Origin of the sequence: Cupriavidus campinensis, from assembly GCF_905397395.1 — a bacterium.
GTDB lineage: Bacteria > Pseudomonadota > Gammaproteobacteria > Burkholderiales > Burkholderiaceae > Cupriavidus > Cupriavidus campinensis.
On record NZ_CAJPVH010000072.1, the window covers coordinates 1 to 21,621 of the forward strand.

At 67.7% G+C, this 21,621-nt stretch carries 22 protein-coding genes and 2 pseudogenes; 18 read left to right on the plus strand and 6 right to left on the minus strand.

Annotation, left to right across the window (positions count from 1 at the left end; genetic code table 11):
- The first annotated feature begins 115 nt into the window (after positions 1 to 115).
- From rodA to KHO18_RS25245, 6 genes and pseudogenes are all read left to right on the plus strand, one after another.
- Positions 116 to 1,258 (plus strand): rod shape-determining protein RodA, encoded by a 1,143-nt coding sequence (gene rodA / locus KHO18_RS25225; protein WP_144202580.1) that lies wholly within the window; start codon positions 116 to 118, stop codon positions 1,256 to 1,258.
- A 49-nt stretch (positions 1,259 to 1,307) separates the two neighbouring features.
- Complete coding sequence (locus KHO18_RS25230) at positions 1,308 to 1,979, plus strand: DUF484 family protein (RefSeq protein ID WP_144202578.1); 672 nt, start codon at positions 1,308 to 1,310, stop codon at positions 1,977 to 1,979.
- A 1-nt stretch (position 1,980) separates the two neighbouring features.
- The gene (gene xerC / locus KHO18_RS25235; RefSeq protein ID WP_211944097.1) at positions 1,981 to 3,030 is read left to right on the plus strand and encodes a tyrosine recombinase XerC; all 1,050 of its coding nucleotides are present in this window, start codon (positions 1,981 to 1,983) and stop codon (positions 3,028 to 3,030) included.
- A gap of 245 nt (positions 3,031 to 3,275) precedes the next feature.
- Positions 3,276 to 4,491 (plus strand): annotated as a pseudogene (locus KHO18_RS28805) (T6SS effector phospholipase Tle3 domain-containing protein).
- Between the two features lie 58 nt (positions 4,492 to 4,549).
- Positions 4,550 to 5,086, plus strand: a complete 537-nt coding sequence (locus KHO18_RS28570) for an effector protein Tle3 domain-containing protein (protein ID WP_244845084.1) — start codon at positions 4,550 to 4,552, stop codon at positions 5,084 to 5,086.
- Entirely contained in the window at positions 5,086 to 5,766 is a 681-nt protein-coding gene (locus tag KHO18_RS25245) for a T6SS immunity protein Tli3 family protein (RefSeq protein ID WP_211944098.1), read from the plus strand. Before KHO18_RS28570 ends, KHO18_RS25245 begins: the two co-directional genes overlap by 1 nt.
- 6 nt (positions 5,767 to 5,772) lie before the next feature.
- Here KHO18_RS25245 and KHO18_RS25250 read toward each other — a convergent pair whose 3' ends face one another.
- Entirely contained in the window at positions 5,773 to 6,732 is a 960-nt protein-coding gene (locus KHO18_RS25250; protein ID WP_144202572.1) for a transcriptional regulator GcvA, read from the minus strand.
- A gap of 195 nt (positions 6,733 to 6,927) precedes the next feature.
- On the opposite strand from KHO18_RS25250, the gene KHO18_RS25255 reads away from it, so the two are divergent.
- From KHO18_RS25255 to pcp, 9 genes are all read left to right on the plus strand, one after another.
- Positions 6,928 to 7,296 (plus strand): DUF2917 domain-containing protein, encoded by a 369-nt coding sequence (locus KHO18_RS25255; protein ID WP_144202570.1) that lies wholly within the window; start codon positions 6,928 to 6,930, stop codon positions 7,294 to 7,296.
- Between the two features lie 118 nt (positions 7,297 to 7,414).
- Positions 7,415 to 8,158 carry a lipoyl(octanoyl) transferase LipB gene (gene lipB, locus KHO18_RS25260; RefSeq protein ID WP_144202635.1) on the plus strand — a complete coding sequence of 248 codons (744 nt, stop codon included), beginning with the start codon at positions 7,415 to 7,417 and terminating at the stop codon, positions 8,156 to 8,158.
- Between the two features lie 82 nt (positions 8,159 to 8,240).
- Complete coding sequence (lipA, locus tag KHO18_RS25265) at positions 8,241 to 9,233, plus strand: lipoyl synthase (protein WP_144202568.1); 993 nt, start codon at positions 8,241 to 8,243, stop codon at positions 9,231 to 9,233.
- A 324-nt stretch (positions 9,234 to 9,557) separates the two neighbouring features.
- Positions 9,558 to 10,208, plus strand: coding sequence for a 5-oxoprolinase subunit PxpB (gene pxpB / locus KHO18_RS25270; RefSeq protein ID WP_144202566.1), 651 nt, complete (start codon positions 9,558 to 9,560; stop codon positions 10,206 to 10,208).
- The gene (locus KHO18_RS25275; protein ID WP_144202564.1) at positions 10,205 to 11,224 is read left to right on the plus strand and encodes a 5-oxoprolinase subunit C family protein; all 1,020 of its coding nucleotides are present in this window, start codon (positions 10,205 to 10,207) and stop codon (positions 11,222 to 11,224) included. Before pxpB ends, KHO18_RS25275 begins: the two co-directional genes overlap by 4 nt.
- A 35-nt stretch (positions 11,225 to 11,259) precedes the next feature.
- On the plus strand, positions 11,260 to 12,000 hold the full coding sequence (pxpA, locus tag KHO18_RS25280) for a 5-oxoprolinase subunit PxpA (RefSeq protein WP_144202562.1): 741 nt from the start codon (positions 11,260 to 11,262) through the stop codon (positions 11,998 to 12,000).
- A gap of 66 nt (positions 12,001 to 12,066) precedes the next feature.
- Positions 12,067 to 12,798: a DUF969 domain-containing protein gene (locus tag KHO18_RS25285; RefSeq protein WP_144202560.1), complete on the plus strand. Its 732-nt coding sequence runs from the start codon at positions 12,067 to 12,069 to the stop codon at positions 12,796 to 12,798.
- 3 nt (positions 12,799 to 12,801) lie between these two features.
- A complete protein-coding gene (locus KHO18_RS25290) occupies positions 12,802 to 13,752 on the plus strand; it encodes a DUF979 domain-containing protein (protein WP_092291263.1) in 951 nt (316 codons plus the stop codon).
- 18 nt (positions 13,753 to 13,770) lie between these two features.
- Positions 13,771 to 14,427, plus strand: a complete 657-nt coding sequence (gene pcp / locus KHO18_RS25295; protein ID WP_211944099.1) for a pyroglutamyl-peptidase I — start codon at positions 13,771 to 13,773, stop codon at positions 14,425 to 14,427.
- Between the two features lie 15 nt (positions 14,428 to 14,442).
- Here pcp and KHO18_RS25300 read toward each other — a convergent pair whose 3' ends face one another.
- Genes KHO18_RS25300 through KHO18_RS25320 form a run of 5 tightly spaced genes read right to left on the minus strand, consistent with a single transcriptional unit; the run spans position 14,443 to position 19,433 of the window.
- The gene (locus KHO18_RS25300; RefSeq protein ID WP_144202556.1) at positions 14,443 to 15,753 is read right to left on the minus strand and encodes a VanZ family protein; all 1,311 of its coding nucleotides are present in this window, start codon (positions 15,751 to 15,753) and stop codon (positions 14,443 to 14,445) included.
- Between the two features lie 29 nt (positions 15,754 to 15,782).
- Positions 15,783 to 16,484, minus strand: a complete 702-nt coding sequence (locus KHO18_RS25305; protein WP_144202554.1) for an ABC-type transport auxiliary lipoprotein family protein — start codon at positions 16,482 to 16,484, stop codon at positions 15,783 to 15,785.
- Between the two features lie 38 nt (positions 16,485 to 16,522).
- Positions 16,523 to 17,464, minus strand: coding sequence for an MlaD family protein (locus tag KHO18_RS25310; protein ID WP_186296971.1), 942 nt, complete (start codon positions 17,462 to 17,464; stop codon positions 16,523 to 16,525).
- Complete coding sequence (locus KHO18_RS25315) at positions 17,464 to 18,306, minus strand: ABC transporter ATP-binding protein (RefSeq protein WP_144202550.1); 843 nt, start codon at positions 18,304 to 18,306, stop codon at positions 17,464 to 17,466. The genes KHO18_RS25310 and KHO18_RS25315 overlap by 1 nt, the downstream gene beginning before the upstream one ends.
- Positions 18,303 to 19,433: an MlaE family ABC transporter permease gene (locus KHO18_RS25320; protein ID WP_211944100.1), complete on the minus strand. Its 1,131-nt coding sequence runs from the start codon at positions 19,431 to 19,433 to the stop codon at positions 18,303 to 18,305. Before KHO18_RS25320 ends, KHO18_RS25315 begins: the two co-directional genes overlap by 4 nt.
- A 206-nt stretch (positions 19,434 to 19,639) precedes the next feature.
- Between KHO18_RS25320 and KHO18_RS25325 the strand changes: the two genes are divergently transcribed.
- From KHO18_RS25325 to KHO18_RS25335, 3 genes and pseudogenes are all read left to right on the plus strand, one after another.
- Positions 19,640 to 20,536, plus strand: a complete 897-nt coding sequence (locus KHO18_RS25325; protein WP_144202546.1) for a biotin--[acetyl-CoA-carboxylase] ligase — start codon at positions 19,640 to 19,642, stop codon at positions 20,534 to 20,536.
- Positions 20,533 to 21,363 (plus strand): type III pantothenate kinase, encoded by an 831-nt coding sequence (locus tag KHO18_RS25330; RefSeq protein ID WP_144202544.1) that lies wholly within the window; start codon positions 20,533 to 20,535, stop codon positions 21,361 to 21,363. Before KHO18_RS25325 ends, KHO18_RS25330 begins: the two co-directional genes overlap by 4 nt.
- Positions 21,364 to 21,424: 61 nt before the next feature.
- Positions 21,425 to 21,621: pseudogene (locus KHO18_RS25335) on the plus strand (SPOR domain-containing protein); the annotation flags it as partial.

Here is a 21,621-nt window from a genome sequence, read left to right on the forward strand (position 1 = left end):
CCGCGCGCCCCGCGCCTGCCTCGGCGCCGGCGCCGGCCAAGCCACGCGTCCGGCCGGTCAGCACGACGGCACCCGCCCCCCGTAACCATGCTGCAGAGTAAAGGAGACGGGCGCCATGGATAAACGCCGCGTCATGTCCCTGATCCGGACGGCCCTCACCGGCTTCGACAAGCCGCTGGCCCTGATCGTCTTCCTGCTGTTCGCCACGGGCATCGTGGCGCTGTATTCAGCCGCCATCGACATGCCGGGCCGCGTGGAAGACCAGTTGCGCAACATCCTGCTCTCGTACGCAGTGATGATGGTGATCGCCTACATGCCCACCCAGCTGCTGATGCGGATCGCGGTCCCCTTGTATACGGTGGGCGTGGCGCTGCTGATTGCGGTGGCGATGTTCGGCCTGATCCGCAAGGGCGCGCGGCGCTGGCTCAACGTGGGCATGGTGATCCAGCCGTCCGAGATCATGAAGATCTCGATGCCGCTGATGCTGGCGTGGTACTTCCAGAAGCGCGAGGGCGTAATCAAGTGGTTCGACTTCGTCGTGGCGCTGGTCATGCTCGGCATTCCGGTGGGGCTGATCGCCAAGCAGCCGGACCTCGGCACGGCGCTGCTGGTGCTGGCGGCCGGCCTCTATGTGATCTATTTCGCCGGGCTGACGTGGAAGATCATCCTGCCGCTGCTGGGCATCGGCGTGGTGGCGATCACGCTGCTGATCTCGTATGAAAGCCAGATCTGCGCCCCGGGCGTGAACTGGCCGGTCCTGCACGACTACCAGCAGCACCGCGTCTGCACGCTGCTGGACCCCACCACCGACCCGCTCGGCAAGGGCTTCCACACCATCCAGTCGATCATCGCCATCGGCTCGGGCGGCGTGACCGGCAAGGGCTGGCTCAAGGGCACCCAGACCCACCTGGAATTCATCCCCGAGAAGCACACCGACTTCATCTTCGCGGTGTTCTCTGAGGAGTTCGGCCTGATCGGCAACGCGGTGCTGCTGGTGCTGTACCTGCTGCTGATCTTCCGCGGGCTGTATATTGCCGCCAATGCGCCGACGCTGTTCTCGCGGCTGCTGGCGGGCGCCATCACGCTGATCTTCTTCACCTACGCTTTCGTGAACATGGGCATGGTGAGCGGGATCCTCCCGGTGGTGGGGGTGCCGCTGCCGCTGCTCAGTTATGGCGGGACGGCGCTGGTGACGCTGGGCATGGGGATTGGCATCCTGATGAGTATTTCGCGTCAGAAGCGGCTGATCCAGACCTAGCAGTGCCGTTTGCTACACTGCCATCCGAAAAATACTCCGGTAGAAGCTTATGAACGCCCAAGATGTCGCCGCCTGGCTGCAGAGCAATCCGCAGTTCTTCGAGGAACACGCCGAACTGCTGGCCGCGGTGCAGCTGACCAGCCCGCACAGCCATCGCGCCGTGTCGCTGCAGGAGCGCCAGATGGAAATCCTGCGCGAGAAGAACAAGGGGCTGGAGCTGAAGCTGGCCGACCTGGTCCGCCACGGGCACGACAACGACCGCACCCAGCAGCGCATGCATGCCTGGCAGTTGCGCCTGCTGGCCGAGGCCGATTCGCACGCGCTGCCGTACACGGTGCAGGACGGCCTGCAGCAGGTGTTCGACGTGCCGGCGGTGGCCCTGCGCGTGTGGAACGTCGGCGAAGCCTTCACGCACATCGAAGTGGCGCAGGGCGCCAGCGACGACCTGCGCCTGTTTGCCGAAGGGCTGCGCGCGCCGTACTGCGGCCCGAACAGTGGCTTCGAGGCCGCCGCGCTGCTCGAGCGTGACGACATCGCCTCGCTGGCGATGGTGGCCCTGCGTGTGCCGGCCCGGCCGGACGAAGACGCGCTGGGCGCCGCCTTCGGCCTGCTGGTGCTGGGCTCGCCCGATGCGCGCCGCTTCCACGAAGGCATGGGCACGGCCTACCTGGGCCAGATCGGCGAAGTGGCCGGCGCCGCGCTGAACCGCCTGCGCGACTGACATGGCCCGCCGCCCGCCATCGGAGAGCGAGGCACCGGACCCCAAGCCGGCGCCCGATCCGCTGGTGGTGCGCTACCTCGACTGGCTGGCCACCGGCCGCAAGCTGGCCGAGCACACGCTGGCCAGTTACGGCCATGACCTCTCCGTACTCCAGACCCACGCCGCGCGCCACGCGCCGGGCGTGGCGCTGCTGGCGCTGGAAACCCATCACATCCGGTCCTTTGCCGCGCGCATGCACGGCGGCGGCCTGTCCGCGCGGACCATCGCCCGCACGCTCTCCGCCTGGCGCGGCTTCTACCTGTGGGCGGCGCGCCATGGCCACGGCGTGGCGATGAATCCCGTCGATGGCGTGCGCGCGCCCAAGCGCGGCCAGCCGCTGCCCAAGGCGCTGTCGGTGGAGCATGCGGTGGCGCTGGTCGCCCATCGCCCCGGCGACTCGGCCGAGGCGCGGCGCGACCAGGCGGTCTTCGAACTGTTCTATTCGAGCGGGCTGCGGCTGTCGGAGCTGGTGCAGCTGGACCTGCGCTATACCGAGGATGGCGCGTACCGCTCGATCGGCTGGATCGACCTGGCCGGGGCTGAGGTCACCGTGATCGGCAAGGGCTCGCGCCGGCGCTCGGTGCCGGTGGGCAGCAAGGCGATGGAGGCGCTGCGGGCCTGGCTGGCCGTGCGTGACACGCTGCTGCGCCCCGGCGCGGCGCCCGAGGACGCCCACGCGCTGTTCCTCGGCACACGCGGCAAGCGGCTGTCCGGGGCCACCGTGCAGTCGCGCATCCGCAAGCAGGCGCTGTCGGCCGGCGTGCCGACCCACGTGCATCCGCACATGCTGCGCCACTCATTCGCCACTCACATGCTGCAGTCGTCAGGCGACCTGCGCGCGGTGCAGGAGATGCTCGGCCACGCCAGCATCGCCACGACGCAGGTCTACACCTCACTCGACTTCCAGCATCTGGCCAAGGTCTACGACCAGGCCCACCCGCGCGCGGGGCGTGCAAAGACTGCCGCCGCAAAGCCTGCGCCGACACCATCGGAAAAAGACGAAGAAAGCTGAGTCACCCGGCCGGACCCCATAGCCGCCAAGCCATCTTCGCCGACGCGAGTTTCGGCGTTTTACGATTGTAGTGACCGGATCCTCGCGTCTAGCATGCCGAATACGCAGCTTTTCAGGCTGCGGTGGCATGGAAGCGAGGTCATATGGCTGATGTTTTTGAAGAGGACGATGGGCGGTCGGCTCAACCCGCGCCGGCTAACGAATCGAAGCGGAACAAGCTCAATATCGCCACGCGCGTCGTGCCGATGCAGATCGACGCGCAGGGACGGCCTTACTGGGAGTCGTTCCTGACACCGGAAAGCTTCGAGGTCCGGGCGGAAGCACAGATTCCTCCGCACCTGCCCGGAATTATTATCTTTGTGTACGGGGTCAATTCGGAAGGGGAGTGGTATGACGCGGCGGAAGGCGCGCTATGCGACGGGTTGAATCAGCGATTGAATCGCGCAGACCTCGAAGCAACCACCTACACGGCGGTTGATAGCGTAACGAAACAGCAGGATGGGCGCCGTGTCGTAACAGCAGGATATTCCCCCGTCATCCGCTTCTACTGGGGCTATCGAGCTCCCGATGGTCAGGAAGAAAACTATACGATCCCGCTACGAAATATCCGGGGCACTGATTACAGTGCGCCGCAATGCACGAGTCAGGGCGGGCCATGGTATTGGGGCGGTGGTCCTTTCCAGAACGGCACAAATAATCTTCAGCAACTCTGGAGCGAGGCCGGTTTCCGCCGGCATGTCCTGGGTGTGGATATGCAGGCGCTCAATACCGAGACGGAGCGCCAATTGCAGGACGCGCCGCCACGCACCTATTACGCCCATGCGGTGCAGCGTCTGGCCGGGCTGATCGACAAGATTCGCCGGCATTCGCCTAATGACACGATCTCGATTTGCTCGCACAGCCAGGGAACGATGATTGCCATGGCCGCCACGGCCTTGTGCGAGACGCGCGCCGGACGCGCTGTTCATCATGAATTCGCCGTTCGCGCTCGACGACAAAATCACCGACTCCCTCACCTGTGGCAATGAACGACCTACCGAACGGGCAAGGGTCAGTACTTTCCGCAATATCGCCAACCGGATCAAACAGGAAAAGCGGGCGCTCTCACCGGCGCAGATAAAGTGCTTGCAAGTCGGTGCGACCGAGGACATGAATTTCTGGCGCCCCGATCTCGAAAATCACTTCGGCATGCCCGAGCGCGACAACCATGGGCGGTTATACGTGTACTTCAGCCCCCATGACCGGGTGATGGGTTGCACGGCCTTGCAGAGTATTGGCTGGCAGGGCTTGGATGCCAATCTGCTGGCGGAGTTGGGCGATACGGTCAAACAAAGGATGCTGGCGCGAGGTACGCCTTGGTACGCCTTGCGGCGACGCGCCGGGCGTCAAGAAGTTTGGGTCGCTACCGCCGATCCCGGATCCACCTCCCGGGGTCAAGTCCGACGATTTCTGGGACGGTAATCGCGGGGTACTGGGTGGATTGATGAAGCTTTGGGCGGTACCTGACAAGAACAAGACGGTGACGATCAACGCCGAGGCAGTGCCGAATCCATTGACGGCTGAGGAGGTGCAGCGCTTCGATAGGCCAAAACATACTGCCGCAAAATGGGGCGAGGTTGACCCGGAAACCGGTGAGCGTCTCGATACGACATTCTCATATCTCGCATCGATCTACGAGCCGGAGGAATACAGGGAAGAGCCAGACATCTACAACGATGGGCGACCCAATCGCAGAATTGAGACCCGGGAAGAGATGCGGAAGCGCATCGACCAATATCAACCCGAGCCGACGGATCACAGCAGCTTGCCTGAAAATGCCGAATTCATGAAGCGCGTGGTCGCCTATGACCTGCCCGTTGGCTTCTGCGATGCATATAAGGACCCCACATTCTGGACCCGATTGCTGCAGGAGGCGGATTGGACCTCCTTGCGGGACCCGTATTTCCTTACCGGCAACCTGATGAAGCCCGCCATGCCGTCGCATATCGACGGCGAAACCGTGGCAGCTGAAATCACCCGCGCTCAGGCTGAAAAGATCAAACGGAGGGAATTCTGATGCGAAGCGCCATCACCGCCGCCGCGCTGGGCGCCCTTTTGATTGCCGGTTGCGCCACGCCGCCCTCTTATGTCGGCCCACCGCTGGACGCCGTCTACGATGTGCCGCCACAGGTGATCTATCGCATCGACGACCATCGTTTTGTGACACTAGAGAACTATTGGGATTGCCACCATGGGACGACGTACTACAACGACACGAAGCAAGGGATTCGCAAAAGACTTGGGCGCAACGGCATCGAGAACTTTCAGGGCAGGCTCATCAATGCGGATGCAACCGGCCTGAACCTTGTCATTCCGTCGTCCCAGCCGCCAGAACGGACGTGCAGCGACCGAGGCTGCTCCATCTCGTTGCTCTATTCGACCGATGGCGGCAAAACCTTCAAAGGCTGGCGCTATATGGTGAGCTTCGACCCATTCAAAGACTCGAAGCGGTTCACCATTGCGGCGACTGAAGACGCTATGTATATATCGAAATTGCACAGCGAGACTACCGGCAGAATTATTACCGCGCGATATCCGTTGATTCCCGGTTTTGTCTACGGCAAGGAAGACCTGCCCAATGGTCTGCGCATTGAGTTTGATACCAAATTGCCGTCTGGTCTCCGCTCCCCCACCGGTCAGGAACGCTTCTCCTGTGACCCGTCCATTCGCCCCACCAACCCTCCGGTTGTGAGGTAAGGGGCGCTAGTCAGACCACTGCGACAAAATGTTGCGGAAGCGCTCCATCTCGGGCAGCAGCCACTGGCGGAACGCCTGTACCTTCGGCAATTCCAGGCTGGCGTGCGTGCTGACGAAGTACAGCAGCCACGGGCAGACGATATTCACGTCGAACAGCCGCACCACGCGGCCGGAGAGCAGGTCGTTGTAGGCCAGCGAGGAGCGGATCAGCGCGATGCCCTGGCCCTCGGCGGCGGCCTGCAGCAGCAGCGAGGAATCCTGCAGCAGCAGGCCCTTGCGCGGCTCCGGCCAGTCCAGCCCGGCGGCTTCGAACCACGGTTGCCACGGATCGCCCTCGCCGCGCAGCAGCGGCATGCCGGCCATGTGCGCCGGCTGTTCGGGCAGGCGGCCACCGTTGAAATCGGGGCTGCACACCGGAAAGAACACATCGTCGAGCAGCCGTTCCACGTACAGGCCCGGGTAGTCGCCATTGCCCATGCGCAGCGCGACGTCCACTTCCTCATTGGCGAAATCGACCAGCGAGTTCGATGACAGCAACTCCACGTCCAGCTCCGGATGCTGCTCGATAAAGCTGCCGATGCGCGGCGTGAGCCAGCGCGCGGCGAAGGACGGCATGGTGCTGATGGTCAGCCGCTTGTCGCGGTTGCCGGCCTGGAGCACACGCGTGGCATCGGCGATCTGCAACAGCGCGTCGCGCACGCGCTCGGCGTAGACCCGGCCGTTGGCGGTCAGCATCACCCGCTTGCCGCGCCGCTCGAACAGCGGCTGGCCCAGTTCTTCCTCCAGCGCGCGGACCTGGTGGCTGACGGCGCCATGGGTGACGAACAGCTCCGCCGCCGCGCGGGAAAAGCTCTCGTGGCGCGCGGCGGCCTCGAAGGCGCGCAGCGCGGAGAGCGCCGGCAGGCGCGGGAAATCGCGCTTCCAGCGCTGTCCGTTGTCGGGGTTCCAGCTGCCGCTCCAGACCATGATGCGAGTTCTCTATGTGAGTTTGGCTAACAAGACACAAGAATATATATCGTTTTGATAGTGCTAGGGCAATCACTAGAATGCAATGCACCGGAACCGCTTGTCAGCGCCCCCTAACTGGCCCGGTCCAATATCCAGGCCAGTTCCGGTGCATCTGACCCGTCAGCGGGCACCCGGCACACGGAGAAAGCCATCATGAAAGCCTTGCTCACAACGACAGTGTTCACCCTCGTCCCTGGCGAAGTCACCAGCCTCTCGCTCCATGCTGCCCAGCGTCTGTTTGTGGAAGACGCCAAAGCCACGGACGTGTGGGTGACCCGCGAGAACGACTCGGAGGATTACTGGCTCCGTTGTGGCGGCAGCCTGTTGCTCCGGCGCGGCGATGAGATCGTGATCAGCGTGGACCCGAGGGCGACCCGCCCGGTCAGGCTGGCGCTGATTGCCGAAGCACGCCGCCCGGCGGCGACCGTGGCGGACCTGCCACATTTCGTGTTCCGCGCCGTGAGGCGTTTGGTTCGAGGGACCGAATGGACACCGGGCCAGGATCAGGTCACGGCCTCCTGAACTGAGGCTGGTCTGGCCGCCGAGGCCGGGCCGGGAGGCCGAACGCGAGACCCCGCCATGACCGGGGTCGCCCACCAGGGGCCGGCGCATGCCGGCCCTTTTCGTTACACTCTCGGGCATGCATGCCATTCAAGTCATCGAGCGGGGTCTGGAGCCGTACGCGCCCTGTTTCGACGCCATGCGCGCCTATACCGAGGCCCGCACGCCCGACACGCCGGACCAGATCTGGCTGGTCGAGCACCCGCCGGTCTACACGCTCGGCCAGGCCGGGGACCCCGCGCACCTGCTCTCGCCCGATGCCGCGATTCCCGTCGTCAAGATCGATCGTGGCGGACAGATCACTTATCACGGGCCGGGCCAGGTCGTGGCCTACCTGCTGCTGGACCTGCGCCGCCGCCACCTGATGGTGCGCGAGCTGGTGACCGATATCGAGCAGGCGGTGCTGGACACGCTGGCGGCGTATAATCTCGCAGCCGAACGCAAGCCCGGCGCCCCCGGCATCTATCTGTCGGACGGGCCGCACCAGGGCGCCAAGATTGCCGCGCTCGGCCTCAAGATCCGCAACGGCTGCAGCTATCACGGCGTCAGCCTCAACGTGCAGATGGACCTCTCACCGTTCCTTCGCATCAACCCGTGCGGCTATGCCGGACTGGAAACAGTCGACATGGCCAGCGCGGGCGCCACCGTGCCGGTGGCAGGCGAAGCCGGGGGAACGCCATTGACGCTGAGTGCAACGACCCCCGTCACTGCGGCCCACTACCCCGAAATCGCGCGACGCCTGGCGGCGGCCCTGTGCGAGGTGCTGGCGGCGCGCGAAGCGCGGGCCCCGGCGCGCGGGAATGCCGCCGCCGAGGCCGCCTGAGCACAGCGATGGCGCCCCCGGCCCTGATTCACAGCCAAGTCCACAGCCAAACATGCACGCGGCCAAGCGTGCGGAGAACAGTATGAGCGACGCCCTGATCGCCCCGTCCAGCGAAGCCCCGCAATCCCCCGCCGAGTACGATCCGACCCGCAAGCAGAAGTCGGCCGACAAGACCGCGCGCATCCCCATCAAGATCGTGCCGGCCGAGAAGCTGAAGAAGCCGGAGTGGATCCGCGTGAAGGCGGCCACCGGCAACTCGCGTTTCTACGAGATCAAGGACATCCTGCGCGCCAACAACCTCGTCACGGTGTGCGAGGAAGCCAGCTGCCCGAACATCGGCGAGTGCTTTGGCAAGGGCACGGCCACGTTCATGATCATGGGCGACAAGTGCACGCGCCGCTGCCCGTTCTGCGACGTGGGCCATGGCCGCCCCGATCCGCTCGACGTGAACGAGCCGGGCAACCTGGCGCGCACCATCGCCCAGTTGAAGCTGAACTACGTGGTGATTACCAGCGTGGACCGCGACGACCTGCGCGACGGCGGCGCCCAGCATTATGTGGATTGCATCTCGCAGACCCGCGCGCTGTCGCCGGCCACCCGCATCGAGGTGCTGGTGCCCGACTTCCGTGGCCGTCTGGACAAGGCGCTGGACGTGCTCCAGGCCGCCCCGCCCGATGTGATGAACCACAACATGGAAACCGTGCCGCGCCTGTACAAGCAGGCCCGCCCGGGCGCCGACTACGCGCACTCGCTCAAGCTGCTGCAGGAGTTCAAGCGCCGGAATCCGCACCTGCCGACCAAGTCGGGCCTGATGGTGGGCCTGGGCGAGACCGACGAGGAAATCCTCGAAGTCATGCGCGACATGCGCGCCCACGATATCGACATGCTGACCATCGGCCAGTACCTGGCGCCGTCGAACCACCACCTGCCGGTGATGCGCTACGTGCATCCGGATACCTTCAAGATGTTCGAGGAAGAGGCCTACAAGATGGGCTTCACCCACGCCGCCGTCGGTGCCATGGTGCGCAGCTCGTACCACGCCGACCAGCAGGCGCATCAGGCCGGGTTTGCCTGAAGCGGGCGGGTAGCACGAACAAGGAAGGCCGGGACATGCTCCCGGCCTTTTTTATTGCCAATCGTTCCGACAGGCAGGCAAGGGGCGTCCTGAATGTCTGCTCGCGGCTTTCAAGCACCTTTCATAGAAAGATACTCAAAAGGCACTTAATCCCCGTCTTGGCGTCATCTTGTCGCTAACGGTGCATAACACCCTAGGGACAACCCCGAGTGCTGGGCGTCGGCATGTTTCGTTATGATGAATTTATCGATAAATCGTCGATGAAATACGACTGAGTCACATTCGGTCCGAAACCATCCGCCCCATCCTCACTGGTTGCCCCACATGCCCGATTGCACCGTCCATCGCCTGGCCGAGCAAGCGCTGCTCTATAGCGTGTCGCCGCCCGCTTCGCTCGATGTCCAGCGCCGCATCTGGGCCATGGCCGAGCGCGCTGCCGACTGGCGCGGCGTGGTGGACGTGGTGCCCGGCATGAACAACCTCACCGTGGTCTTCGACGACACCGCCGACGTGGCCGCGCTGGAGCGTAATCTGAAGGTGGCGTGGGCGTCGGGCGAAACGCGCAACGCCACCGGCAAGCTGGTGGAAATTCCCGTGCGCTACGGCGGCGAGTTCGGCCCCGATCTGGCCGATGTGGCCGCGCATACGGGCATGACGCCGCAGGAAGTGGTGCGCCGGCATGCGGCGGGCGAGTACGTGGTGTATTTCCTTGGCTTCCAGCCCGGTTTCGCCTATATGGGCGGCATGGCGCCGGAGCTGGCCACGCCGCGCCGGCGCGAGCCACGCCTGGCCGTGCCGGCCGGTGCCGTGGGCATCGGCGGCGAGCAGACCGGCATCTATCCCGCCGTGCTGCCCGGCGGCTGGCAACTGATCGGGCATACCGACGCCCAGCTCTTCGTGGCGGACCGCGATCCGCCGTCCCTCTTCGCGCCGGGCGACACCGTGCGCTTCATCGTCGAGGAGTATCTGGCGTGATCGAAATCATTCGTCCCGGCGCGCAGGCGTCCGTGCAGGATCTCGGCCGGGTGGGCTTCCGCCGCTTCGGGGTGGGCCGCTCGGGCGCGGCGGACAGCCTGGCGCTCCAGGTGGGCAACCGGCTGCTCGGCAACGCGCCCGGCGCCGCCGGCATCGAATTCACGCTGGGCCGCGCGGCCATGCGTTTCCATGCCGATATGCGCGTGGCGCTGGTCGGGGCCGAGTGTGGCGCCAACCTGGACGGCGTGCCGGTCTGGTGCTGGCACGCCTTCGATGTACATCGCGGCGAAACCCTGACACTGCCGTCTCCGCGCGGCGGCACCCGCACCTACCTTTGCGTGGCGGGTGGCATCGACGTGCCGCTGGTCATGAACTCCCGCAGCACGGACCTGAAGTCCGGCTATGGCGGCTTCGAAGGGCGCGTGCTGCGCGAGGGCGACAAGCTGCCCGCCGGCCGTCCGGGCCTGGACGAGGAGCGCGACTGGCTCGGCGTGGCCGCCCCGGGCTGGGCGCTGCCCGTGAACCGCATCGACGACGCCTGGGCCATCCGCATGCTGCCCGGCCCCGAATATCCCGATTTCGAACCCGCCGCGCAGGCCGCGCTGTGGCAGTCCGACTGGACCATCACGCCGCAGAGCAACCGCATGGGCCTGCGCCTGCAGGGCCCCGCGCTGGCGCGCCGCGCCGAGCGCAGCGGCGACCTGCTCTCGCACGGCGTGGTGCCGGGCGTGATGCAGGTGCCGCCGGCCGGCCAGCCCATCGCGCTGATGAGCGATGCGCAGACCACGGGCGGCTATCCGAAGATTGGCGTCGTGATTGGCGCCGACCTCTGGCGGCTGGCGCAGGTGCCGCTCGGCGCGTCCGTGCGCTTCGTGCAGGCCACGCTGGACGAGGCCGCCGCCGCGCAGGCGGAGCTGGACCGCTACCTGCGGCAGATCGACCAGGCGCTGCAATGGCAGGGCGATGGCATGAAGATCGCCGCGCGCCGCCGCACCACCACGCGCTTCGTCGCGTAACGCCGGCTGGACCCCACCGTACAAGGAGAACCCCCATGCAAATCGACCTGAACGCCGACCTGGGCGAAGGCTGCGGCAACGACGAAGCCCTGCTGGCACTGATCAGTTCCGCCAACGTGGCGTGCGGCTGGCACGCCGGCGATGCCGCCACCATGCTCCAGACCGTGAAATGGGCGATCGCCAACAACGTGGCGATTGGCGCACATCCGAGCTTCCCGGACCGCGAGAACTTCGGCCGCACCGAGATGCAGCGCGACCCCGAGGCCGTCTACGCCGACGTGCTGTACCAGATCGGCGCGCTCGACGGCATCGTGCGCGCCCAGGGCGGCCAGCTCGCCCACGTGAAGCCGCATGGCGCGCTCTACAACATGGCCGTGCGCGACGAAACGCTCTGCGCCGCCATCGTGCGTGCCGTGCGCGACTACAACCCCGACCTCGTCTTCTTCGGCCTGGCCAACAGCCGCATGATCACCCTGGCGCGCGATGCCGGGCTGCGCGTGAAGGAAGAAGTGTTCGCCGACCGTGGCTACAACCCCGACGGCACGCTGGTCAAGCGCGGCACGCCGGGCGCGCTGCACGACGACGAGGAAGTTGCCCTGGACCAGACCCTGTCGATGGTGCGCGACCAGCGCGTGCGCGCGATCGACGGCACCTGGGTACCGATCCGCGCCGAAACCGTGTGCCTGCACGGCGACGGCGCCCACGCGCTTGCCTTCGCGCGCCGCATCCGGGAACGGCTCGGCGCGGAAGGCATCGCCATCCGGGCTGGTGCCTGACGGGCGCCCGCCCGCCGGCGCTGGCTTTGCTCCACCGTTCGCTTCACCTTCTATCTGGTGTTACCCATGGAATCGGCTGTCAATCTTTGGCCCCTGCTCGGGGTCGGCGTCATCGTCATCGGCTTTGTCCTGCGGTTCAATCCCATGCTGGTGGTGGCGCTTGCCGCCATCGTCACGGGGCTGACCGCTTCCATGCCGCTGATGCAGATCTTCACCGCAATCGGCACGGCCTTCGTCAAGGCACGCAACCTGCCGCTGATCATCCTGCTGCCGCTGGCCGTGATCGGCCTGCTTGAGCGCCACGGCCTGCGGGAGCACGCGCAGGCGTGGATCTCGCGCATCGCCTCGGCCACGGTTGGCCGCCTGCTGATCGTCTACCTCGCCGTGCGCGAGCTGACCGCCGCCGTGGGGCTGACCAGCCTGGGCGGGCATCCGCAGATGGTGCGTCCGCTGCTGGCCCCGATGGCCGAGGGCGCGGCCGAGAACCGCTTCGGGCACCTGCCCGAGCCGGTGCGCCAGCGCGTGCTGGCCTTCTGCGCCGCTACCGACAACGTCGGCCTGTTCTTCGGCGAGGACATCTTCGTGGCCTTCGGCGCCATCGCGCTGATGCACACCTTCCTGCTGTCGTCGAACATCGACGTGGAGCCGCTGCACATCGCCGTCTGGGGCATTCCGACCGCGATCTGCGCGTTCCTGATCCACGCGGTGCGCCTGAAGCGGCTGGACAGCTGGCTGGAGCGCGAGCTGGGCAAGACGCCCTCGGGCACGCCGGCTACGGCTGGCAAGGTGGGGGAGTAAGCCATGATCGTATCCATCGACTATCTCTACTGGCTGGCCGGCTTCGTGCTGGCGATTACCGCCCTGATGACCTTCACGGACAAGACGCACCCGCGGCGCCTGTCCACCGGCCTGTTCTGGGCGCTGTATGCGGCCATCTTCCTGATTGGCGACAAGATCCCGCCGGCCATCGTCGGCATCGCCGCCGTGCTGATGGCGCTGATCGCCGGCTTCGGCGGCGTGGGCCATGGCAAGCACGGCACGCTGCCCGAGTCGGAGCGCCGCGCCAGCGCCAAGCGTCTGGGCAACAAGCTGTTCATCCCGGCGCTGCTGATTCCGCTGGTGACCGTGATCGGCACGGTGCTGTTCAAGGACGTGAAGCTGGCCGGCGTGCCGCTGCTCGATCCGAAGAATGTGACGTTCGTGTCGCTTGGCATTGGCTGCCTGGTCTCGCTGGCCGTGGTGTGCTGGCTCACGCGGGACACCGTCACGCAGGGCATGCGCGAGTCGCGCCGGCTGATCGAGTCGCTGGGCTGGGCGCTGGTGCTGCCGCAGATGCTGGCCATGCTGGGCCTGGTCTTCGCCGATGCCGGCGTGGGCAAGGCCGTGGCGCACCTGGCCACCGCCTACATCAACATGGACTACAAGCTGGTGGCCGTGGCGGTGTACTGCGTGGGCATGGCGCTGTTCACGGTGATCATGGGCAACGGGTTTGCCGCCTTCCCGGTGATGACCGGCGGCGTGGGCGTGCCGATCCTGGTGGGCATGTTCGGCGCCAACCCGGCCGTGATGGCGGCTATCGGCATGTTCTCGGGCTACTGCGGTACGCTGATGACGCCGATGGCGGCCAACTTCAACATCGTGCCGGCGGCGCTGCTGGAGCTGGACGACAAGAACGCGGTCATCCGCGCGCAGGTGCCGTCGGCGCTGGCCATCCTGGCCGCCAATATCGTCCTGCTGTACTTCCTGATGTAACCCATGGAGACACGCATCATGCGTACCCGCACCGTACTGCTTACCGGCTTCGAGCCGTTCGACAAGGAACCGGTCAACCCCTCATGGGAGGCGGTGCGGGCGCTGGACGGCCAGCAGGTGGGCGATGCGATCATCGTCGCCCGCCAGCTGCCGTGCGTGTTCGGCGCGGCCATCGAGGCGATGTCGGCGCTGCTGGCGTCGGTGAAGCCGGATGTGGCGATTGCGGTGGGCCAGGCTGGCGGCCGCACGGAATTGTCGATCGAGCGCGTGGCGATCAATGTGGACGATGCGCGCATCGCCGACAACGCCGGCGCGCAGCCGATCGACCTGACCATCGCCGCCGATGGCCCGGCCGCCTACTTCGCCACGTTGCCGATCAAGGCCATCGTGCGCGACCTGCGCGCGGCGGGCGTGCCGGCGATGGTGTCGCAGACCGCCGGCACTTTCGTCTGCAACCATGTGTTCTACGGGCTGATGGATGCCATCGCGCGGCAGGGCCTGACCGGCACGCGCGGCGGCTTCATCCACATTCCCTATCTGCCGGAACAGGCGGCGCGGCACCCCGGCGCGCCGAGCCTGGCGCTGGACACGCTGATCGCCGGCCTGCGTGTGGCGGTGCAGACCACGCTGGCCACCGACACGGATATCCGCGAGCAGGGCGGCCAGCTCCACTAATCGATTCGATTTCGATCACGGCTGGCCCGGACCCGGGCCGGCATCCGCCTGCCGGTCCGTCGCCGCCGCCACGGCGCGCGCCGTGGCACGGCGCCGCGCCAGCCGTTGCAGCCGCCGGCGCATGCTCATCTGCTCCACGCGCCACAGCACATAGAAGAACGCCGCGAACGGCCACAGCCAGCCCAGCCACTGGGCCAGGCTGTTGAAGTGCACGAAACGTCCCATGCGCCAGCCTTGCTCTGAAATCCACGCATACGGGTTCGGCGGCAGCACGTTGGTCAGCACCACCAGCCCCGCCAGCGCCACGATGGCCAGCAGCGCGCGCAGCCAGCGCGGCAGGCGCAGCAGCAGCACCAGCACCAGCGAACTCGTGGTCAGCGCGAAGCGGCCCCCCTCGGACAGCCAGTTGAAGGTGTTGTCGTCCGCGAACTGCAACTCGGCCACGGTGGCCTTGAGCAGCAGGGCGAAGGCGAGCAGCCCGGCCAGGATGCGCAGCATCGGCGCGGTGCGCCGCATCGCCAGCGAGGCGAATAGTCCGGTCCCGATCCAGCTGCACGCGGTCACCATGGTTTCCAGCATCAGCTGGGCCTGCATGTCGTCGGGCCGCAGTCCCACGTTGTTCTGCCAGTCGAGCAGCGCCGGGAAGTAGCTCTGCAGGATCTCCATCGGCCAGGAATCGGGGTCGGTCATCCATTCCCGCACGATGCCGCCCATGCCGAACAGGTGCTCCTGCGGAAAGATCTGCGCGAACGGCCACAGCAGCACCAGCAGGATCGCAAAGCTGGCATGGGGCTCGAACCAGGCCATGCGCAGGCGCGTGAGCGTGCCGCGATCGACCAGCGCGCTGGTGAACGGCGCCACCATGGCCGCGCCCAGCAGCGCGCCGAGTGCGTTGGTAATCAGGTCGATATTCGACGAGATGCGGCTGGGCAGCCAGGTCTGCAATGCCTCCATCACCGCCGACAGCAGCGCGCCCGCCACCAGCGCGATCAGCGTGGCGCGCGCGCCCGAGATGCGCGGGTGCAGCGCCAGCACGACCAGCGCCCCGAACGGGCAATAGCCGAGCACGTTGGTCATCAGGTCGAACTCGGTGATGTAGCGCGGCTTGGGCGCCGTCAGGAAGGCCAGCGGCGAGATGCCGTTGTTGACCCAACCCGTGAACGGATAGAGGCTGGCGTAGGCCACCAGCAGCGTGAAGCAGATCAGCCCGACGCGCGCCAGCGGCGAGTGGCGCGGCAGCCAGCCGTCCAGCTCCGTCTGGCGCGGCTGCTGCGGTGGCTGCGGCGGCGGGGGCGGGGGAGATGTCGGGGGCGCGACCAGTGTCATGCGTTCAAATGCGAGGGCCCGAAGAACCGTTACGGCCGGGGCGGATTCGGTGACGGCGGCGAGGCCGGCAGCGGCACCGCATTGGCGCCGGGCGGGTTGGCGACGGGCAGCGCGGCGGGGCCGGATGCCGTGGCGGCAGCCAGCGGCAGCGTGGCGGCCCAGTCGAGGATGGCGGCGATCACCGCATCGCTGCTGGTGGAGAGCGCCTTGACGCCGCCGGCCCCATCGGCGCTGGGGGCGGGCTGCTCGGCCACGAAGGTCTTCTGCCCGATCAGGCCCTTGTGATAGACGGTGGCGCGCGCCCGCACCACGCCGCGGCTGGCGGTGGCGCTGTCGAACACCTGCTCGAAGGCGAGCAGGTCCACCTTGAGTGCCGGCACCGAGCCATCGCCGAACCACGTCAGCGCGCCGCGCCCGGACACCGCGTCGCGCAGGCGCGCATCGAACAGCCGGGGCGGCGAATCCACCCAGCGCTGCGTGGCATAGGCCTGCAGGCGCTGCGCCTGGGAATATTGCAGGCGGTAGTAAAGCGACTGGTTGTCCATCCATACCGGGCCATCGGTCTGGGCCACGCGCAGCTTGGGCAGCGCCGCGGGCGACTGGGACGGCGTGCCGGCCATCGGCCCGAGGTCGTAGGTCAGCGCGGACGGTCCCGGCGACAGCGCGCTGCATCCGGCCAGTGCCAGCAGTGCGGCCAAAGCAGCGATTCGTACGAGTCCTACAGGCGTCATGGCTGGGTCCAGATGAAAGTGAGAGCGATGGTGGATGGTCATGGTGCGCGGAACCCCGCTTCGCCCGGGCCCGGCGCGGGCGAGGGGCCGCCGAACAGCACGCTGCTGGGCCGGTCGTTGAAGGTGCCGGCGGCGCGGTCGATGGTGCGCGCGGTCTGGCGGGCGTCGCGCGCCAGACCGTTGAGCTGCGGCAGCGTTTCCTCGCTCAGGATGCCGGCGGCCGACTGCACCGAGTCCGCCGCGCCCTGGAGGTTGGTGCCCACGCCGTTGACCGTGCGCAGCACCGTGCCGTTGGGGCTGGCCAGCTCGTCAGCCAGGCGCCGCGTGGAGGCCAGCGTGGCGTTGAGGTTGTCCACCGCCTGCGGCAGCTTGGCGGCGGCCGGCTGGAGCGAGGCGGACAGCTTCGAGTAATCCTCGGCTGTCTTGTGTACCGAGCGGATGGCGGCCATCAGCTCGTCGCGGTTGGTGGTCTGGAACATCTCGTTAAGCGAGGCCATCAGCGTCTCGGTCTGGGTCAGCAGCGAGTCGCCGCGCTTCTCCAGTTCCTCGAAGAAGCCCGGCCGCATGGCGATGCGCGCCGGCGCCCGCGCCGAGGTGGGCAGCGGCGGCGACGCCTTGTCGTTGCCGGCCTCGCGCGCGGTGTCATCGAGCTGCACGTAGGCGATGCCGGTCACGCCCTGGAAGCCCAGCGTGGCGTAGGTGGTGCGGGTAATCGGCGTGTCCTGGTTCACGCTGATGCGCACGATGATCTGCCCCGGCACCTGCGGATCGAACTTGATCGACACCACCTTGCCCACGTCGAGCCCCCGATACTTCACATCGGCCTGCGGCCCGAGGCCGTTCACCGTGGAGCGGGTGATGAGGTCATACGGCACGCGCACGGCGTGGTCGGAACTGAACCAGAACAGCGAGAACAGCACCAGCACGGCCAGTCCGATGGTGAAAACGCCGGCAAGGAAGGCGTTCGACTTGTTTTCCATCAGGTGTCTCCGGAAGGGGGGCGCGGGGCCTCGGGCCGGCTCGGGGCCGGCAGGGCCTGCAACGCGCGCTGGGCGCGGTCGCCCAGGAAATATTCGCGGATGAAGGGGTGGTCCACCTTCACCAGTTCGGGGATCGGGGCGGCGGCCAGCACCTTGCGGTCGGCCAGCACGGCCACGCGGTCGGACAGCGCTACCAGGGTGTCGAGGTCGTGGGTGATCATCACCACGGTCAGGCCCAGCTCGCGCCGCAGTTCGCGGATCAGGGCCACGTAGTCGTCGGAGGCCATCGGGTCCAGGCCGGCCGTGGGCTCGTCGAGGAACACCAGCTCCGGCTCCAGCGCCAGCGCGCGGGCCAGCGCCACGCGCTTGATCATGCCGCCGGAGAGGTCGGCCGGCATCTTGTCGGCGTCCTTGGCCGAGAGCCCCACCAGTTGCAGCTTGAGCAGCGAGGCCTGGCAGATCAGGTTGTCCGGCAGGGCGCGCAGCTCGCGCATGGGCAGGGCGATGTTATCGATAACCGACAACGCCGAGAACAGCGCCCCGCGCTGGAACTGGAGTCCCCAGCGGTTGCGCAGCGCCTGCAACTGTGCCGGCTTCAGCTTGGCGGGGCTCTCGCCGAAGACCTTGATGGTCCCTGAGGTGGGCCGCTCCAGCCCGACGATCTGGCGCAGCAGCACGGTCTTGCCCGTGCCCGAGCCGCCCACGATGGACAGCACCTCGCCGCGATAGACATCGAGGTTGAGGTGGTCGTGCACCACGTTGTCGCCGTAGCGCTTGACCAGGTCGCGCACCTCGATGATCGTCTCGCGGCGGGCGGGGGAGGGATTGGCCGGTTGGTTCATAGGCCCACGTCCTTGAACAGGATGGCGAAGATCGCGTCGGCGATGATGACCACGGTGATCGACGTGACCACCGAGGCCGTCGTGCCTTCGCCCAGGCTCTGCGTGTTCGGCCGGATGCGCAGGCCGAAGTGGCAGGCCGTCAGCGCGATCAGCATGCCGAACACCACGCCCTTGCCCAGCCCGAGCCAGAGGTTGGCCACCGGCACCGCCTCGGGCAGCTGGCGCAGGAAGAACGAATAGCTGATGCCCAGCTGGAACTGCGCGGCGGTCATGCCGCCCAGCAGCGCCATCATGTCGGTCCAGGCCACCAGCAGCGGCATGGCCACGGCCAGCGCGATCACGCGCGGCATGATCAGCCGGAAGCCGTGCGAGATGCCCATCACCCGCATCGCATCGAGTTCCTCGGTCACGCGCATCACGCCAATCTGCGCGGTGATGGCGGACCCGGAGCGCCCGGCGATCAGGATGGCGGCCAGCACCGGCCCCAGCTCGCGGATCACGGCCATGCCCAGGATGTTGACGATGAAGGTGCTGGCGCCGAAGGTGCGCAGCTGGTTGGCCGACAGATAGGACAGCACGATGCCGATCAGGAAGCCCACCAGCGCCGTGATGCCCAGCGCCTTGTATCCCACGTTATAGACGTTGGCCGAAATCTCGCGCCATGGCCCCCGGTGCGGCGCCCGGGCGAAGCGCAGCAGGTCGAAGGTGAGCTGGCCCAGCATGGTCACCCCGATGGCGAACTGGGCGAAGAACGACAGCAGGCTCGCGCCGAGGATGGTGACCGGGTTGAAGCGATCCACCATGCGCTTCTTCCAGCCGTCGCGGCGCAGCGAGGCGATGCGGTCGAACACGCGGCGCTGGCCGTCGTTGAGCGCCACGTTCGCCGGCATCTTGCCGTTCCACGCCTGCCAGATCAGCTGCGCGCCGATATGGTCGAGCCGGTTCACGCCGGCCAGCGACCACGCGGCGTGCTGGGGCGCCTCGGTCAGTTCGTGCAACTGCGCGCGCAGCCCACGCGCTTCGTGGCAGCCGGCGAGCGCGAGTGCGGTCCAGTCCCCCTGCAGTGCGATGCTGCAGGATCCGTCCTGGCGCGAAATCGTGATGGCTGGCGTCGATGGGCGATCCAAGGGTGAATCCAAAGGGGGGCGGCGATGTGATGGGGGAGTCTCGATTCTATGCTACCGGCCGTGACGTGGCGACCGGGCATCCTCTGACACGGCCACGCGGCGCCGTCTGACAGCCACGCCATCGGGCCAATCCGGCCAAATCGGGCGACGCGGCTACAATCGCGGCTAACTGCGCAACCCCGCGCGCTGACCTTGACCCGCCCCGCATGACCGCGCCTCCCGACCGCTCCCCCCCCAGCATTCCCAGCCTTGCCGACGATGCCGCCGCGCTGCCCGCGTGGCACATTGACGCCGCCGCGCTGCGCACCGCGCTGGACGCCGGCCCCGCGCGCGGCTGGACCGTGGAGGTGGTGGAGGAAACCGGCTCGACCAACGCCGACCTGACCCAGGCCTGCCGCAGCGCCGGCTGGGTGGAGGGTGAAGACAGCGCGCGGGTGCGCGTGGCCTATCGCCAGACCGCCGGGCGCGGCCGCCAGGGCCGGCCGTGGCAGGGGCAGGCGGGGCTGACCTTCTCGGTGGCCATGCCGCTGGCGCTGACCCCGGCCCGCCTGAGCGGCCTGAGCCTGGCCGTGGGACTGGCGCTGGCGGAGGCGCTCGAGGACGTCGCCCCCGTGCTCGGCCCCCGCGTGGGCCTGAAATGGCCCAACGACCTCCAGATCGATGGCCGCAAGCTGGCCGGCATCCTGATCGAATCGGTGCCGGCGCGGCCCGGCGCGCTCTGGGCGGTGATCGGCATCGGCCTGAACCTGGTGCGCGATGCCCGGATGGAAGCCGCGCTGGGCCGCCCGCTGGCCGGCGTGGCGGAGGCGCTGCCGGGCTTCAACCCGGCCCACCTTCCCACCCGGATCCTCGGCGCGGTGCTGAACCGGCTGGCGGCGATGCGCGCCGTGTTCCTGGCCGAAGGCTTCGCGCCGATGGCGGCCCGCTGGTCCGCGCGCGATGCCTTCCGCGACGAACCGGTGCGGCTGCTGCACGACGGCACGCTGCTGGCCGAGGGCCTCGCCCGGGGCGTGGACGGCGACGGCCACCTGCTGCTGGAGACGGCGGACGGGCTGCAACGGATCGCCAGCGGCGAGGTGTCCTTGCGCGGAGCGGCGGCATGAGCGCGCGCCTGCTCATCGATATCGGCAATACGCGACTCAAATGGGCGTGGAGCACGGACGACACTGACGCGGCCGCGCCACCTGGCACCCTGCCCACCCCTTGGCGCCACGCGGGCGCCGCCACCCACGCCGCACCGGCGGAGTTGGCGGCGCTGGTCGGCACGTGGCGCGGGCTGGCGGACGGCGGCGTGCCGTCGGTCTGGATCGCCAATGTGGCCGGAGCGGCGATTGGCAAGGCGGTGGCGGCCACGCTGGGCGACGCCTTCGGGGCCGCCCCAACGCTGCAATGGGTACGCACCACGGCCGCCCACGGCGACCTCGTCAACGGCTACCGCGAGCCCACGCAGCTCGGCGTGGACCGCTGGGTCGGCAGCATCGGCGCGCACCGCTGGCTGCCCGGCGAGACGTTGCTGATCGTCACGGCCGGCACGGCCACTACGCTGGACATCGTTACGGCGCAGGCCGATGGCGGCGCGCGCTTCGAAGGCGGGCTGATCCTGCCCGGCGTGGCGCTGATGCTCGGCTCGCTGGCCCGCAACACGGCCCAACTGCCGGCGCTGGACGTGCTCGATACCGGCGCGGGCGCCGCGCGGGCGGTGCGGGCGTTGGGTGCTGACAACACTCACGACGCCATCGCCGCCGGCTGCCTGGCCGCTCAGGCCGGCGCCGTGGAGCGCTCCTGGCGGGCGCTGGGCGAACGCGGGCCGGTACGCTGCCTGCTTTCGGGCGGTGCGCGACAGGCGCTCTCCGGCGCACTCGCGATGCCGTTCGAGATGCACGATAATCTCGTGCTGCTTGGACTGCACGCGATGGCCACCGGGGCCTGAGGCAGCCGCCAGGCGGCCCAGCATCCAAGCTTCCCAGCATCGCCAACCGAATCCGTCTTCCATGTCCCAGAAAGGCCAGACTGCCCTGCTGCTGATCCTGCTGCTCGTCAACGCGCTGCTGCTGGCTGCCGTGCTGGGCGGGTTTGGCCCGGACCCGCTGGCCGGCTGGATGGAAAGCCCGCGCGAGCCGCAGCGGGTGGCCCAGCAGGTGCGCGGCGAGCGGATGCGGCTGGAGCCGCCCGCCGACACCGCCACCGG

Bases quoted from the DNA above. Each gene is read 5' to 3' on its own strand.
- KHO18_RS25285 (WP_144202560.1), top strand. From the start codon at position 12,067: ATGGAATCGGCTGTCAATCTTTGGCCCCTGCTCGGGGTCGGCGTCATC.
- KHO18_RS25310 (WP_186296971.1), bottom strand. From the start codon at position 17,464: ATGGAAAACAAGTCGAACGCCTTCCTTGCCGGCGTTTTCACCATCGGA.
- KHO18_RS25245 (WP_211944098.1), top strand. From the start codon at position 5,086: ATGCGAAGCGCCATCACCGCCGCCGCGCTGGGCGCCCTTTTGATTGCC.
- KHO18_RS25300 (WP_144202556.1), bottom strand. From the start codon at position 15,753: ATGACACTGGTCGCGCCCCCGACATCTCCCCCGCCCCCGCCGCCGCAG.
- KHO18_RS25255 (WP_144202570.1), top strand. From the start codon at position 6,928: ATGAAAGCCTTGCTCACAACGACAGTGTTCACCCTCGTCCCTGGCGAA.
- KHO18_RS25330 (WP_144202544.1), top strand. From the start codon at position 20,533: ATGAGCGCGCGCCTGCTCATCGATATCGGCAATACGCGACTCAAATGG.
- KHO18_RS25315 (WP_144202550.1), bottom strand. From the start codon at position 18,306: ATGAACCAACCGGCCAATCCCTCCCCCGCCCGCCGCGAGACGATCATC.
- KHO18_RS25290 (WP_092291263.1), top strand. From the start codon at position 12,802: ATGATCGTATCCATCGACTATCTCTACTGGCTGGCCGGCTTCGTGCTG.
- pcp (WP_211944099.1), top strand. From the start codon at position 13,771: ATGCGTACCCGCACCGTACTGCTTACCGGCTTCGAGCCGTTCGACAAG.
- KHO18_RS25305 (WP_144202554.1), bottom strand. From the start codon at position 16,484: ATGACGCCTGTAGGACTCGTACGAATCGCTGCTTTGGCCGCACTGCTG.
- rodA (WP_144202580.1), top strand. From the start codon at position 116: ATGGATAAACGCCGCGTCATGTCCCTGATCCGGACGGCCCTCACCGGC.
- pxpA (WP_144202562.1), top strand. From the start codon at position 11,260: ATGCAAATCGACCTGAACGCCGACCTGGGCGAAGGCTGCGGCAACGAC.
- lipA (WP_144202568.1), top strand. From the start codon at position 8,241: ATGAGCGACGCCCTGATCGCCCCGTCCAGCGAAGCCCCGCAATCCCCC.
- KHO18_RS25325 (WP_144202546.1), top strand. From the start codon at position 19,640: ATGACCGCGCCTCCCGACCGCTCCCCCCCCAGCATTCCCAGCCTTGCC.
- KHO18_RS25250 (WP_144202572.1), bottom strand. From the start codon at position 6,732: ATGGTCTGGAGCGGCAGCTGGAACCCCGACAACGGACAGCGCTGGAAG.
- KHO18_RS25230 (WP_144202578.1), top strand. From the start codon at position 1,308: ATGAACGCCCAAGATGTCGCCGCCTGGCTGCAGAGCAATCCGCAGTTC.
- xerC (WP_211944097.1), top strand. From the start codon at position 1,981: ATGGCCCGCCGCCCGCCATCGGAGAGCGAGGCACCGGACCCCAAGCCG.
- lipB (WP_144202635.1), top strand. From the start codon at position 7,415: ATGCATGCCATTCAAGTCATCGAGCGGGGTCTGGAGCCGTACGCGCCC.
- pxpB (WP_144202566.1), top strand. From the start codon at position 9,558: ATGCCCGATTGCACCGTCCATCGCCTGGCCGAGCAAGCGCTGCTCTAT.